Annotated in this window: 10 protein-coding genes; 6 read left to right on the top strand and 4 right to left on the bottom strand. The window is 73.6% G+C overall.

Going from position 1 to position 14,367, the window contains the following annotated elements:
• Window positions 1-34: 34 nt before the first annotated feature.
• Together ACGF2Y_RS08875 and ACGF2Y_RS08870 are read right to left on the bottom strand one after the other, a co-directional pair.
• The gene (locus tag ACGF2Y_RS08875) at window positions 35-796 is read right to left on the bottom strand and encodes a glycerophosphodiester phosphodiesterase (RefSeq protein ID WP_392944353.1); all 762 of its coding nucleotides are present in this window, start codon (window positions 794-796) and stop codon (window positions 35-37) included.
• Window positions 793-1,512, bottom strand: a complete 720-nt coding sequence (locus ACGF2Y_RS08870) for a YitT family protein (protein ID WP_392944351.1) — start codon at window positions 1,510-1,512, stop codon at window positions 793-795. The genes ACGF2Y_RS08875 and ACGF2Y_RS08870 overlap by 4 nt, the downstream gene beginning before the upstream one ends.
• A gap of 102 nt (window positions 1,513-1,614) precedes the next feature.
• Between ACGF2Y_RS08870 and ACGF2Y_RS08865 the strand changes: the two genes are divergently transcribed.
• On the top strand, window positions 1,615-3,114 hold the full coding sequence (locus tag ACGF2Y_RS08865; RefSeq protein WP_392944349.1) for a PLP-dependent aminotransferase family protein: 1,500 nt from the start codon (window positions 1,615-1,617) through the stop codon (window positions 3,112-3,114).
• 121 nt (window positions 3,115-3,235) lie between these two features.
• On the opposite strand, the gene ACGF2Y_RS08860 is transcribed toward ACGF2Y_RS08865, so the two are convergent.
• Both ACGF2Y_RS08860 and ACGF2Y_RS08855 read right to left on the bottom strand, forming a co-directional pair.
• Window positions 3,236-4,921: a hypothetical protein gene (locus tag ACGF2Y_RS08860; RefSeq protein ID WP_392944347.1), complete on the bottom strand. Its 1,686-nt coding sequence runs from the start codon at window positions 4,919-4,921 to the stop codon at window positions 3,236-3,238.
• A gap of 37 nt (window positions 4,922-4,958) precedes the next feature.
• Window positions 4,959-5,153, bottom strand: a complete 195-nt coding sequence (locus ACGF2Y_RS08855) for a hypothetical protein (protein ID WP_006123109.1) — start codon at window positions 5,151-5,153, stop codon at window positions 4,959-4,961.
• A 325-nt stretch (window positions 5,154-5,478) separates the two neighbouring features.
• Here ACGF2Y_RS08855 and ACGF2Y_RS08850 point away from each other — a divergent pair, with 325 nt between their 5' ends.
• The 5 genes from ACGF2Y_RS08850 to ACGF2Y_RS08830 all read left to right on the top strand — a co-directional run bounded on the left by ACGF2Y_RS08850 (window position 5,479) and on the right by ACGF2Y_RS08830 (window position 14,247).
• Entirely contained in the window at window positions 5,479-5,871 is a 393-nt protein-coding gene (locus ACGF2Y_RS08850; RefSeq protein ID WP_392944345.1) for an ankyrin repeat domain-containing protein, read from the top strand.
• Between the two features lie 290 nt (window positions 5,872-6,161).
• Window positions 6,162-7,580, top strand: coding sequence for a HEAT repeat domain-containing protein (locus tag ACGF2Y_RS08845; protein WP_392944343.1), 1,419 nt, complete (start codon window positions 6,162-6,164; stop codon window positions 7,578-7,580).
• A 166-nt stretch (window positions 7,581-7,746) separates the two neighbouring features.
• A complete protein-coding gene (locus tag ACGF2Y_RS08840) occupies window positions 7,747-11,601 on the top strand; it encodes a hydantoinase B/oxoprolinase family protein (protein WP_392944341.1) in 3,855 nt (1,284 codons plus the stop codon).
• Window positions 11,602-11,645: 44 nt separating this feature from the next.
• Window positions 11,646-13,175: a hypothetical protein gene (locus tag ACGF2Y_RS08835; RefSeq protein ID WP_392944339.1), complete on the top strand. Its 1,530-nt coding sequence runs from the start codon at window positions 11,646-11,648 to the stop codon at window positions 13,173-13,175.
• A gap of 127 nt (window positions 13,176-13,302) precedes the next feature.
• Window positions 13,303-14,247: a hypothetical protein gene (locus tag ACGF2Y_RS08830; protein WP_392944337.1), complete on the top strand. Its 945-nt coding sequence runs from the start codon at window positions 13,303-13,305 to the stop codon at window positions 14,245-14,247.
• Window positions 14,248-14,367 lie beyond the last annotated feature (120 nt).

Here is a 14,367-nt window from a genome sequence, read left to right as displayed (position 1 = left end):
CGGTCGTCCCCTGTGGACGCGGACGGACCGGGCGTCAGGACCATGCCCCCCGCTCGCTCAGCACCGTACGCAGCGTCTCGATGTGATCGGTCATGATGCCATCCACTCCGAGGTCCAGGAGTGCCGCCATCCTCTCCGGATCGTTCACGGTCCAGACGTGCACCTGGAGCCCCAGCGCGTGCGCCGTGCGGAGGAAGCGGGCGTCCACCACCGGGAAGCCGGCCTGCCGCTCCGGAACCTGGGCGCAGACCGCGCCCGCGCGCAGCGCCGCCGGGATCCCGTACGAACGCAGGCGCAGCCCCAGGACGCCGCGCACGCCGTACGACGTGGCCAGCCGGGGGCCCGCCAGGCGGTGGGCGCGGGTCACCCGGGCCTCCGAGAACGAGCCGACGCAGACCCGGTCCCAGGCATCGGTGCGGCGGATCAGGCCGAGCAGCGGCTCCAGCGCCGATTCGGCCTTGAGATCCACGTTCCAGCGGGCCTCCGGGAACTCCTCCAGCAGCTCCTCGAAGAGCGGGAGCGGTTCGCTGCCCCCGACCCGGGCCCGGCGCACCTCGCTCCAGGGCAGCTCGGAGATCCGGCCCCGGGCGTCGGTGACCCGGTCCAGCGTCGCGTCGTGGAAGGCGACAAGACGGCCGTCCGCCGTGGTGTGCACATCGGTCTCGAAGTAGCGGTAGCCCGCGTCGGACGCCCGGCGGAAGGCGGTCGCGGTGTTCTCCACGCCGTCCGCCGCCCCGCCGCGATGGGCGAAGGCGATCGGCGCCGGGTGGTCCAGATAGGGGTGGCTCGGTTTCACTGCGGCAGTATGGCCTGCCCGGGTGCCGGGGAGGCGACGGGGCCGGAACCGGCGGGCGGCGCGCCGGTGGACGGTCCGTCGGAACCTGCGGTGGCCCCGGCGCCGGCGGGCGCGGGCAGCGCGAACATCCGCAGGAAGAACTGGGCCAGCGGGCCGATGGCGAGGGCGTACAGCACCGTTCCGGCCCCCAGCGAGCCGCCCAGCACGAAGCCCGTCGCCACGACGGCCACCTCGATCGCCGTACGGACCAGCCGGATCGAGCGGCCGGTGATGTGGTTCAGCCCGGTCATCAGCCCGTCGCGCGGCCCCGGGCCGAACCGGGCGGCGATGTACAGGCCGGTCGCCACCCCGTTGAGCACGATGCCCAGGACCATCGCCGGGATACGGAACCCGAAGCCCTCCAGGTCGCCGACCACGGCGAGCGTCCCGTCCATCGCCAGTCCGACCACGAACACGTTCGAGACCGTGCCGAGCCCCGGCCGCTGGCGCAGCGGGATCCACAGCAGCAGCACCACCGCGCCGATGACGATCGTGACGACGCCGATCGAGATCCCGGTCAGCTCCGCGAGGCCCTGGTGCAGCACGCCCCACGGCTCCAGGCCCAGTTCGGCCCGCACCAGGAGCGCGCAGCTCGCCCCGTACAGCGTCAGGCCGACGTACAGCTGGACCAGCCGCCGGGTGAGATGGGAAGTGCTCCGGCGGGTGGTCCTGGCCACGTTGTGCCCCCTGAGATAGTGATGGTGGACTGCTTCGTGTCACTCTGTGGCAGGGAATCGGTCATCAACTATGGCCAATTCGAGGAAGGTGGACTGATTTCGATGGCGCAGTGGACATCGACGGTGGGAGCGGCCCAGCTTGCCCGGCAGCTCCGGTCGCAGCAGGCCCGGCCCACCGGACCGGGCGGCCGCAAGCCGCCCGCCTACCGCGCGCTCGCCGACGGTGTACGGCTGCTCGTCCTGGAGGGCCGGGTCCCGGTCGCCGCCCGGCTCCCCGCCGAACGCGAACTGGCCCTCGCCCTGTCCGTCAGCCGTACGACCGTCGCGGCGGCCTACGAGGCACTGCGCGCCGAAGGTTTCCTGGAGTCGCGGCGCGGCGCGGGAAGCTGGACCGCCGTCCCGGCCGGCAACCCGCTGCCCGCCCGCGGCCTCGAACCGCTGCCGCCGGAGTCGCTCGGCTCGATGATCGACCTGGGCTGCGCGGCCCTGCCCGCGCCCGAACCCTGGCTGACCCGCGCCGTCCAGGGGGCGCTGGAGGAGCTGCCGCCGTACGCCCACACGCACGGCGACTACCCGGCCGGACTGCCCGCCCTGCGTCAGATGATCGCCGACCGCTACACCGCGCTCGGCATCCCGACCATGCCCGAACAGATCATGGTCACCACCGGCGCGATGGGCGCCATCGACGCGATCTGCCACCTCTTCGCGGGCCGCGGCGAACGCATCGCGGTCGAGTCCCCCAGTTACGCCAACATCCTCCAGCTGATGCGCGAGACGGGCGCCCGTCTCGTTCCCGTCGCGATGGAGGAGGGGCTCGGCGGCTGGGACATGAACCGCTGGCGGCAGGTGCTGCGGGACGCCGCGCCCCGGCTCGCCTATGTGGTCGCCGACTTCCACAACCCCACCGGCGCGCTCGCCGACGAGCAGCAGCGCCGGGACCTGGTGGAGGCGGCCCGGTCCGCCGGTACGGTCCTGGTCGTCGACGAGACGATGAACGAACTCCGCCTGGACGCGGACATCGACATGCCGCGCCGGGTCTGCGCCTTCGATCCGGCCGGCAGCACGGTCCTGACCGTCGGTTCGGCCAGCAAGGCCTTCTGGGCCGGGATGCGGATCGGCTGGGTGCGCGCTGCCCCGGACGTCATCCGCAGCCTGGTCGCCGCCCGCGCCTACGCCGACATGGGCACCCCCGTCCTGGAACAGCTCGCCATCAACTGGCTCATGGGCACGGGGGGCTGGGAACAGGCCGTCGAGGTCCGGCGGAGCCAGGCGCGGGAGAACCGGGACGCCCTGGTCGCGGCGGTGCGCCGGGAGCTGCCGGACTGGGAGTTCGCCGTGCCGCGCGGCGGTCTGACGCTGTGGGTGCGCACCGGCGGCCTCTCCGGATCGCGGCTGGCCGTGGCGGGCGAACGCGTCGGCGTCCGGGTGCCGTCGGGCCCCCGCTTCGGGGTCGACGGGGCCTTCGAGGGATACGTACGGCTGCCGTTCACGGTGGGCGGGCCGGTCGCCGACGAGGCGGCCGTGCGCCTGGCCGCGGCGGTGGACCTGGTGCGCTCCGGGGCGGGCGCGGGGGCCGACACCCCGCGCAGCTTCGTGGCCTGAGCGGCTCCTTCACCGGGACGACCGCGGGCGGGGAGCGGACCACCGAGGTCCGCTCCCCGCCCGCCCGGTGCCGCATCGGTGGTCCGCTCCCCGCCCGCCGTGCCGCGTCGGCCTGGCCGGCTCAGCTCTCGGCGCCCGCCGGCTGCGCCTTCGCGAGCGGCTCGGACGGCCTGGCCCCGGCCACCATCGCCTCCACCGGAACAGCCCCGACCGCAGCGGCCTCGGCTTCCACCGCCACGGGGACCTGCTCCGTCGCGGGTCCCTCGTCGGCCGGCTCCCGCGCGGGCGTCGCCGCCGTCGGGGTGGGCCCGTCGGGCAGCAGGTCGAGCACCGCCTGCCGGTGCGCGTCGCTGGTGGCGTCGTCGTACGGGTCCGGGGTGGCGGGCACCTGGAGCCGCATGACCGGGCCCGCGCCCAGGCGGACGTAGCCGCGGCCGGCGGGGACCTCGGGCGGCGGCGTGGTGTGCGGTGCGGCGCCGAGGACGGCTTCGATCTGCTCGTGGGAGGCCGGCCCGAGGACCGCGCGGGCGCGGGTGTGGCTCCGTACGGTCTCGGAGAGGGTGTCCAGCGCGTCGAACTGTTCGGCCAGCACGACGGTGACCTGGGCCGCCCGGCCGTGCCGCAGCGGGATCCGGAGCAGCTCCTGCGGGTCGGGCCTGCCGTCGGCCGCCGCGAGATGACCGAGGACGCCGGGGCGGTCCAGCAGGATCCACAGCGGACGCCGGATGTCGTCCGGCGCCGGGCGGCCGGTCTGGCGGGCCAGGTTGGCGGTGATCAGGCGCCGCTCCGTCTCGTGCGCCGCCCACTCCAGCGTGGCCAGCGTGCCGCCTAGCCCGGACTCCACGGCGAGGACACCGGTGCGCCCGGTGAGCGCGCCGTACTCGCCGGTCCCGCTGCCGTCGACGATGATGACGTCGCCGTTCTGGAGGGCCTGGAGGGCGATCGAGCGGACCAGGGTCGTGGTGCCGCCGCCGGGCTGTCCGACGGCCAGCAGGTGCGGTTCGGTGGAGCGGCCGCCGGTCCGCCAGAGGACGGGCGAGGCGTCCACCGTCGTGCCGACGTCGCGCACGGGGACGGTACGCGAGACGGCGTCCGGGTCGGTGAAGCCGAGGACCGTTTCGCCGGGGGCGGTCACGAAGCGCTGGGCGGCGATCGTGGTGGGGAGCGCGTCCAGCACGGTCATGACGAGGCGGTTGGCCTCCTCGTCCCAGCCGAAGTGGTACTCGCGGCCCCGGCCGGACTTGGTGTGGAGCAACTGCTCGATCCGGGAGCGGGCGGCGGCATCGCCGTCCGTGAAGTACGCGGGGTAGGAGACCTGGAGGCGGGTGAGCCGCCCGTCGTCGTCGAAGACGTACCCGTCGAAGGCCTTCGCCCAGTCGCCGCCGTGGGCGAACAGCGGCTCGGGGTCCTCCGCCGTCGAGAAGTACGGCACGAGCGCCTCGTACAGCGACCGCAGGCGCGCGGTCTCCGCATCGTCGGGCCCGGTCCGCACCGGGGTCCGCTCCCGCCCCTTCCACGCGGCGGCGCCCATCACCGTGATCAGGGCCAGGACCGGCCCGTAGGGGACGAGCGCCACCACCAGCACGCAGGCCGCGCCGAGGAACAGCTTGGGACCACGCCGTTCCTTGGGGGTCGCGACCCACTTCTGCCGGCCGGACACGGCCAGCAGCCGCAGCCCGCGGACCACCGTGATCAGCGGATGGAGGACATCGGTGGCACTGTCGGCGGCCGTGCGCGCGATCTCTCTGCTGCGAGTGATCGAAGCGCTGCCGCTGCTCAGAATGCGGGGGAGTGGTCGCCGGGCCACGTCGGTCTCCTGAAGGGGTGGGAGCGGTTGCGGAGCGTCAGAACTTGATCCCGCCCAGCAGGCCGGCGAGGCTCGCCCCGCCCGCCGTGATGCTCGGCGCGATGGCGGTGCCGGCCAGATAGAAGCCGAACAGGGCACAGACGATGGCGTGGGAGGCCTTGAGCCCGTCCTTCTTGAAGAACAGGAAGACGATGATGGCGAGCAGTACCACGCCCGAGATGGAAAGGATCATGAGCGGTTCTCTCCTGGTTGAAGGGGACAGTCACCATGAGTCCTTCCAGGATCACGGGAAGTATCTATACGATAAAAGGTGCAATCAGGTGAATATCCTGCTCTTTCACTTGACTGGCCCACAGAAGTCGGCCCCAGGGAGCGGCATCACCTCGTCCGTGCCGGGCAGGATCAGCCGCGGTGATCCCTTGCCGTATCCGGGCCGGGTCATGTCGGCCCGGGAGCAGTACCCTGTCGATTCACTCGTACGGCCCCGTGCCGTACCCCCACCAGGTCGACCGCGGCGGTGACAGCCGCGGCAGCAGTCAAGGAAGGCGGCCCGTCCGATGAGCGAAACCCCTGATCCCGAGGTGGTCGAGCTGGCGACCAAGGTCTTCGACCTGGCCCGCACCGGCGACACCGAGGCGCTCACCGCGTACGTCGAGGCCGGAGTCCCCGCCAACCTCACCAACGACCGGGGCGACACGCTGCTGATGCTCGCCGCCTACCACGGGCACGCCGGCACGGTCGCCGCTCTCGTCGCCCGCGAGGCCGACCCGGACCGGGCCAACGACCGGGGCCAGACCCCGCTGGCCGGAGCCGTCTTCAAGGGGGAGGACGCCGTCATCGACGCCCTGCTCGCCGCGGGCGCCGACCCGGCCGCCGGAACCCCGTCCGCGCTGGACACGGCCCGGATGTTCGGCAAGGCCGACCTGCTGGAACGCTTCGGTGCCCGCTGAGACGCCGGCGGACGCGCCCCTGGGGGCGTCCGTCGTGGGCTCCGCTGACCGGTCCGTCGTAAATGTGGTCGCGGTGGCGAAATGGCTGGGTCATCATGACGTCGCGGGCCTGCTCAGGGCCACCGACGAGAGGCAGAGGAAGATGCTCTACACCAGGCGGAAGACGGCGGTCGGCCGATCATGTCACTGCGCGGCATAGCGGTGTCGCCCGGACACCCCCGCGTGCCGAGAGGCACGGGGGCACCGCACAGTCCCGGTTGCGTCGACAGCTTGATGTGAGGCTTTCTCCCATGTTCGATCCGTTCATAGCGCCGAGCGGCACCCTGCTCGGCCTGTTGCAGAGAGGCCGCGGCGACGGCACGCTCCACGCGCTCGCCGCACCGCGCCCCGAGGCCCTCGCGGCTCTCAACCACTGCGTCGTGAGCGACCCCCGTCACGACTGGCAGGTGGAGAACCGCTCCCTCTACTACGCGCGCCTCTACCTCGACCTCGACGGCGGTATCGAGGAGATCGAGCGGCACCTCGCCGATCCCGACGACGCCGTCGACACCGACGACTCCCGCACCGGTCTGGCGCTGTCCGTCCTCGGCCACCTCGCCTCCTACGGACGCGACGACGCCCTGGCCCTGCTCCGCCGCTACGCGGTGACCGGCGCCAACTGGGCCTGGGCCCTGGACGAACTCGCCCTGCGGGACGACGACGCCGGTCTGCGCTCCCTCGCGCTGCCCGTCCTCGCCCGCTTCCCGGCCACCGACCAGGGCGCGGCCGACCTCGCCGCCGCCGTGCGGGACTCCTTCGAGCCGCGCCCCTGGCGGCTGTGGGCCGACGACCCGCGCGAAGCGGTCGGCGCCCGGGTCAGGGCCGCCGGCGAACAGGGCTCGTTCGACCGGTGGCAACGCCAGATGCGCCCCGGGGGTCCCCGCCCCGGCTGGAGCGTCCAGGCCGTCTTCGACTGGGCCCAGCAGGCCCTGGAGCGCGGCAGCGAACTGCACGTCCCCGCAGCCCGCTGTCTCTCCGCCGTTGCCGGACCCGACGACCTGCACCTGATCGTCGAGGCCGCCCGCGGCGGCCCCGAAGGCGCCCGCTGCGCCGCCCTGCACTACCTCGCGGAAGCGGGCGACCCCGCCGCCCTCGATCTCGTCGAGGCCGCCGCCGGCAGCCCCGCCCGCACGGTCGCCGACACGGCCATCGCCGCCTTCGAGCGGATGACCTGCGACGACGCCGTGGAACGGGCCAGGCGCTGGGCCCACCGCCCCGACGCCCTCGGGGCCTCGGCCGCCGGAGTGCTCGCCTGCCGAGGTACCGCCCAGGACGCTCCCCAAGTCCTCGGCGCGCTGCGGGAGGCCGTACGCGGCGACGGACCCGACGCCCCTCTGCTGTGGACCCTGGTCGACGGAGCCGGCCGCCTCGGCATCGACTGCGCCGCGCCCGTGCTGCGCCACGTCTACCGCGAGACGTCCTCCTCGCACCTGCGGGGCCGGGCGGCCCGCGCCCTGGCCGCCACCGACCCGTCCTTCGCGACCGGGTTCGCGGTGGAGTGCCTCTGGGACTGCGAGGAGACCACCCGGGAGGTGGCCGCCCTGCACGCCGAGACCGGAGACATCCGCGTCGCCGAACGCCTGCGCCGCCTGGCCGCAGACCCGGCCGAGGAGGCCGAGGTCCAGACGGCGGTACGGAGCCGGATCGGGCCGGACGCCCCGGCGGTCTGACCGATCCGACCGCCCTGACCGATCCGGCCGGTCTGGACACTCTGGCCGGTCTGGACACTCTGGCCGCTCTGGCCCGGACAGGTGCCTTTCGCGCCTTGTGGGCGGGAGCCCGCAGACGTCCTCTGCTGTGCCTGCGGGTTCCCGCCCGCGGGCACAGAATGGCACCATGACCGGACGCTGGGAGTTCTGGATCGACCGGGGCGGCACCTTCACCGACGTGGTGGGCCGCCGCCCCGACGGCCGCCTGATCACCCGCAAGCTCCTCTCCCACGACCCCGACCGCTACGACGACGCCGCCGTCGCCGGGATCCGGCTGCTCCTCGGCCTGGATCCCGGCGAACCGGTGCCCGCCGACCGGGTCGCCGCCGTCCGGATGGGCACCACCGTCGCCACCAACGCCCTGCTGGAGCGGCGGGGCGAGCCCACCGTCCTGCTGGTCACCGAGGGATTCCGGGACGCGCTGCGGATCGCGTACCAGAACCGGCCCCGCCTCTTCGACCGGCACATCGTCCTTCCCGAGGCCGTTCACGAGCGCGTGATCGAGGTCCCCGAACGCGTCGACGCCCACGGCCGGACCGAACGGCCCCTGGAACTCGACCCCGTACGCGAACAGTTGCGCGCCGCCCACGCCGACGGGCTGCGCAGCGCTGCCGTCGTCCTGATGCACGGCTACCGCCACCCCGCCCACGAACGCGCCGTCGCCGAGGCGGCCCGGGAGGCGGGCTTCACCCAGGTCAGCAGCTCCCACGAGGTCAGCCCGCTGATCCGGCTCGTCCCCCGCGGCGACACCACGGTCGTCGACGCCTACCTCTCACCCGTCCTGCGCCGGTACGTCGACGAGGTCGCCGCCCGCCTCGACGGCATCCGGCTGATGTTCCTCCAGTCCAACGGCGGGCTGCGCGAAGCCGCCCGGTTCCGCGGCAAGGACGCCGTCCTCTCCGGCCCGGCCGGAGGCGTCGTCGGCATGGTCCGCACCTCGCGGCAGGCCGGATACGACCGCGTCATCGGGTTCGACATGGGCGGCACCTCCACCGATGTGTCCCACTACGCCGGCGCGTTCGAACGGGAACTGGGCACCGAGGTCGCCGGGGTCCGGATGCGCGCCCCGATGATGAGCATCCACACCGTCGCGGCCGGCGGCGGCTCCGTCCTGCACTTCGACGGCAGCCGCTACCGCGTCGGCCCCGACTCGGCCGGAGCCGATCCCGGCCCCGCCTGCTACCGCCGGGGCGGCCCGCTCACCGTGACCGACGCCAACGTGATGCTCGGACGTGTCCAGCCCGGTCACTTCCCCGCGGTCTTCGGCCCGGACGGCGGTCTTCCGCTCGACGCCGACCTGGTGCGTGAACGCTTCGGGGCGCTGGCCGACGAGGTGGGGCGCGCCACCGGACGGCGGCCGGACGAGGCGGAGGCGGCGGCGGGCTTCCTGGAGATCGCCGTGCTCAACATGGCCAACGCCGTCAAGAAGATCTCCGTACAGCGCGGCCACGACATCACCCGCTACGCCCTCACCGGCTTCGGCGGCGCGGGCGGCCAGCACGTCTGCGCGGTCGCCGACGCCCTGGGCATCGACACGGTCCTCGTCCCCCCGCTCGCCGGGGTGCTCTCCGCGTACGGCATCGGCCTGGCCGACGCCACAGCGATGCGCGAGCAGTCGGTGGAGGAGGAGCTCGACGAGGCCGCGCGGGAGCGTGTGGAGAGGCTCTGCGCGGAGCTGGCCGACCGTACCCGCGAAGCCCTGCGCGCCGACGGAACGCCGGACTCCGCGATTACCACACGGGCCCGCGTGCTGCTGCGGTACGCGGGGACGGACGCGGCGCTGCCGGTGGACCTGGACACGGAGAGCGCCATGGCCGAGGCGTTCGCCGCCGCCCACCGGACCCGGTTCGGCTTCACGATGGACAAGCCCGTCGTCGTCGAGACGGTCTCGGTGGAAGCCACCGGGGCGACGGGGGCGACAGGGGCCACTGGGGCGACAGGGGCGACGGGGATCACCGGGGTGAAGGAGGCCACCGGGGCCACCGGGGTCACTGAGGGAACAAGGGCTGCTGGGGGAGCAGGGGCCACTGGGGCGACGGGGATCCCCGGAGCGACGGAGGCCACTGGGGCGACCGGGGCCGCCGGTGCGACCTGGGGGACCGGCGCCGCCGCGTCCGCCGCCGACGACGCCGGACCGGACGACACCCTGCCGCGCCCGGCCGACACCGTGGACCTGTATGCCGAGGGGCAGTGGCAGCGGGCACCGCTCCACCGCCGGGCGGACCTGCGCCCCGCCGACACCGTCACCGGGCCCGCCGTCGTCGCCGAGGACGACGCCACCACCGTCGTCGACCCCGGCTGGGCGGCCGAAGCCGGCCCGGCCGGACACCTCGTCCTCACCCGCAGCAGCCCCCGGCCCGAACGCACCGCCGTCGGAACCCGGGTGGACCCGGTGATGCTGGAGGTCTTCAACAACCTCTTCATGTCGATCGCCGAGCAGATGGGCGTCCGCCTGGAGAACACCGCCCACTCGGTCAACATCAAGGAGCGCCTCGACTTCTCCTGCGCCCTGTTCGACGCCGAGGGCAACCTGATCGCCAACGCCCCGCACATCCCGGTGCACCTCGGCTCGATGGGCGAGTCCATCAAGGAGGTCCTGCGACGCAACGAGGGGAGCCTGCGCCCCGGCGACGTGTACGCCGTCAACGACCCGTACCACGGCGGCACCCACCTGCCCGACGTCACTGTGGTGACCCCCGTGTTCGACGAGAGCGGCGACAAGGACGGCAACGGCAACGGCGACGGCCACGGGTACAGGTTGCGCTTCCTGGTCGCCTCGCGCGGGCACCACGCCGAGATCGGCGGCATCACCCCCGGCTCCATGCCCGCCTTCAGCCGGACGATCCACGAGGAGGGGGTGCTCTTCGACAACTGGCTGCTCGTCCGCGACGGCAGGCTGCGCGAGGAGGAGACCCGCGACCTGCTCACCTCCGCCCCGTACCCCTCCCGCAACCCGGATACCAACCTCGCCGACCTGCGCGCCCAGATCGCCGCCAACGAGAAGGGCATCACCGAACTGCGCCGCATGACCGACCAGTTCGGGTCCGACGTCGTGGACGCCTACATGGGTCACGTCCAGGACAACGCCGAGGAGTCCGTACGCCGCATCGTCGCCGGACTGCATGACGGCCACTGCCGCTACGAGACCGACAGCGGGGCCGTGATCCAGGTACGGCTGACCGTGGACCGGGAAGCCCGCGGTGCCCACCTCGACTTCACCGGAACCTCGCCCCAGCAGGCCGGCAACGCCAACGCCCCCCGGTCCGTCGTCATGGCCGCCGTCCTCTACGTCTTCCGCACCCTCGTCGGGGAGGACATCCCGCTCAACAGCGGCTGCCTCAAGCCCCTGGACGTGTCGATCCCGCCCGGGTCCATGCTCGACCCCGCCTACCCGGCGGCGACCGTCGCGGGCAACGTGGAGACCTCCCAGGCGGTCACCGGAGCGCTGTACGGAGCGATCGGCGGCCAGGCCGAGGGCTCCGGCACCATGAACAACCTCACCTTCGGCAACGAGAACGTCCAGTACTACGAGACGATCGCCAGCGGATCCGGAGCGGGCGACGGCTTCGACGGCGCCGACGCCGTACAGACCCATATGACCAACTCCCGGCTCACCGACCCCGAGATCCTGGAGTGGCGGCTGCCCGTCCTGCTGGAGAGCTTCGCGGTCCGGGACGACAGCGGGGGAGCGGGGCGATGGCACGGCGGCGACGGCGTCGAGCGCCGTATCCGCTTCCTGGAACCGGTCACCCTCGCGCTGCTCTCCGGTCACCGGCGCGTCCCGCCGTACGGAGCGGAGGGCGGGGAGCCGGGCGCGCTCGGGGAGCAGCACATCGAGCGGGCCGGCGGCGAAACGGTTCCGCTGGAGGGCTGCGACACCGCCGAACTGGACGCCGGTGACGTCTTGGTGGTGCGCACGCCGGGCGGCGGGGGGTACGGGCCCCCGGCGCACGGGAACACCGCACGGGACCGGTCGCATTAGCGCCGTTTCGACCGTTGTCAGTGCGAGGACCTAATCTGTCCCACGTGACTTCGCCTGCCTACCCGGACACCGCCGCGCCGCAGCTCAGCGCGGGGCCGCGGCCTGCCCCGGGCCCCGCCGCCGACGAGGGGCTCTCGCGGCGGCTGCGCGCGCTCGCGTGCACGGCGCCGCTGCACGACCTCGACGTCCGCAAGGCGAATCTGGCCGGCGAGTACACGGTGTACGCCATGGCGGAGGTCGCCCTCGCCGCGATCGACCACGTCACGCTCAACATGGACTTCGACACCGGGGCCGACCACGACCAGATAGTGGCCAGACTGCTCCCCCGGGTCGGCGCCCAGGCCCCCGACCGCCCCGTCGCCGAGCACGAACGGGTCGCCCGCTGGGTCCTGGAGAACCTGATCAACGTCGGCAGCGTCGACCGCGGCTTCCGCGCGGTCTACGGCACCTTCGGCCCCGACGGGGTCTACGTCCGCCGGGACTACGACTTCAAGCTCATCGAAGAGGTCCCGGGGTACGGCGGCACGGTCTACCTCCGCGCCACCGACGAAGCGGTCAACGTCCTGGTCGGCGCGCTGGACACCGATGTCACCAGCGCCCAGATCGCCGCCGAGGTCAAGCTGGAGGTCCTCATCAGCCGGGGCCGCCTCGCGGACGCCCAGCTCGCCGCCGAACAGGCCCGCTACCGCACCGTGCAGTACGCCGAGACACTGCGCCGGACCCTGGAGGCCACCCGGCGCAACGTCCGCGCCGTCGACTGGCTCCACACCGTCCCGGACATGATCGCCGAGGCCCTGGACCACGTGGCCGACCGCTACCGCCACGAGAACGCGATCCTCACCAACATCCGCAAGGCGCGCGACGAGGCCGAGGACCCCGAGCACAAACGCCGGGCCGCCGAGCTCGTCGACATCGTCAAGGACTGCATCCGCCGCCACACCCAGCTGCAGTCCCGGCTCCTGGAGGCGGGTCCCCTCTTCCGCGCGGAGCAGGACCGGCAGGCGTTCGCCCCGCCCGCCGCGCATACGGGCCTCGATCTGTACGGGCAGCTCCTCGCCCCGCTCCTCCCGCTCCCCGTCGAACAGTCCACCCGGGCCACCGACGCCTTCTTCGCCCACGGCACCGGACTGCGCACCCCCACGTCCGTACGGGTCGGGGACCTGGTCGACATGCTGCTCACCCCGCCGCTGGAGCGCGAGCACCTGGGCGCGGAGATGCCCGAGCCCGACCTGATCGCCACCCCGGACGACAGCCGGTTCAGCGAGGAGCAGCTCGCCCGCGCCATGACCCTGCTCGACCTGGAGCACGACGCCCCGCGACGGCTCTCCGGACTGCTCGCCGAGGCCCGCAGCACCGGCGACACCGATCTGCCGTACCTGGTCGCCCTGCTCGCCGTCCACGCCGCCAGCCCGCCGGTGGGCACCGCCTACCGCCAGGGCGAGCGACGCCTGCTGTTCGCCGTGGACGACGGGGCCGAGCTGGACGACCCGGAGTTCGGCGGCGCCGACCTGATCGTGGGCACCGCCCTGCTGGACGCCGTCGGCATGGCCGCCGACCGCAAGGAGGCCTCATGACCGGCCTCGCACCTTCCGCCATGAACCGACCCGCAGCGTCTGTCGTGGGCCGTCTTGTGCCGCCTGCCGTGGCCGGTCCCGCTCTCCCTCCGCACCCGCACGTTTTCCGTACCGAGGAGTCCCAGCCGTGAGCGACCACGACGCCGAGCACCCCGACGCGTGGACCGAGCCCTCCACGTACACCGGGCCCCCCGCCCCGGGCGCGGGCGACGCCACGCACCCGGGCGCCACCGAGCCCGCCGGTCAGGCTCCCGTGACCCCGGCCGACGCCGCCGACGCGGCGCGCCTGGTCTCCTTCGGGCTCCAGCCCAAGCTGCTGCCCGCCCGCGACGCCGAATACGCCGACCTGCTGCGGCGCTACCGCGAGGAGAGCCCCTTCGCCCGGCTCGCCGACGCCGTCGCCACCGGCCTCGGCCTCATCGTCCTGGAGGTCTCCCCGCGCGCCGGAATGGCCGTGACCGCCGGCGAGGACTCCGTCTTCGCCGTCCGCATGGGCGACTACGCCCGCCGGGCCTCCTCCGACGCCGCCGACCGCTTCCTGCACGGCCTCGCCCACCTCGCCGTCGCCGCCCTGGCCTTCCCCCGCCCCGAGGACCTCGCCGACGACGCGTACATCGGCCGCATCACGGTCAACGGCGTCGACGCCTTCGTACGCCAGGCCTGCCGGCGGCTGGAGGAGCGCGCCGAGGAGCAGGGCGACAACACCGACCCGGCCAGCGACGCTCCCGGACTCGAAGCGGGCTGGCGGATCTACGCCCGCCGCAGCGCCACCGGCGCGACCAAGGACGCCCGCCGGCTCGCCGGATCCACCACCGGCATCATCGGCAAGGCCGTCGCCTTCCTCACCGACTCCGGCTTCCTCCAGCGCACCGGCGACGACGCGGGCGGCGCCTACCGCACCACCGCCCGCTATCAGCTCCAGGTCCGTGACCTGGCGGGCAGCGCCGCCATGGCCGAGCTGCTGGAGCTCGGCGTCGTCCCCGTCACCGACGGATCCGCCACCCTGCTGCCGCCGCCCGACCCCGACAGCATGGAGCTGGCCGCCGACGCGGGCCTGCCCTTCCACTCCTGACCCGACCGACCGACCGTTCCTGACCAGCAAGCCAGCAAGCCAGCAAGCCAGCAAGCCAGCAAGCCAGCAAGCCAGCCCCGCCCTCATCGCACCTTCCGCTCCGCCCCCGCTCACCGAACG

The organism is Streptomyces sp. NPDC048142 (assembly GCF_043202835.1).
Lineage (GTDB): Bacteria > Actinomycetota > Actinomycetes > Streptomycetales > Streptomycetaceae > Streptomyces.
Note: the sequence above shows the minus strand (reverse complement) of the source record. Positions and strands in the feature narration are given on the sequence as shown.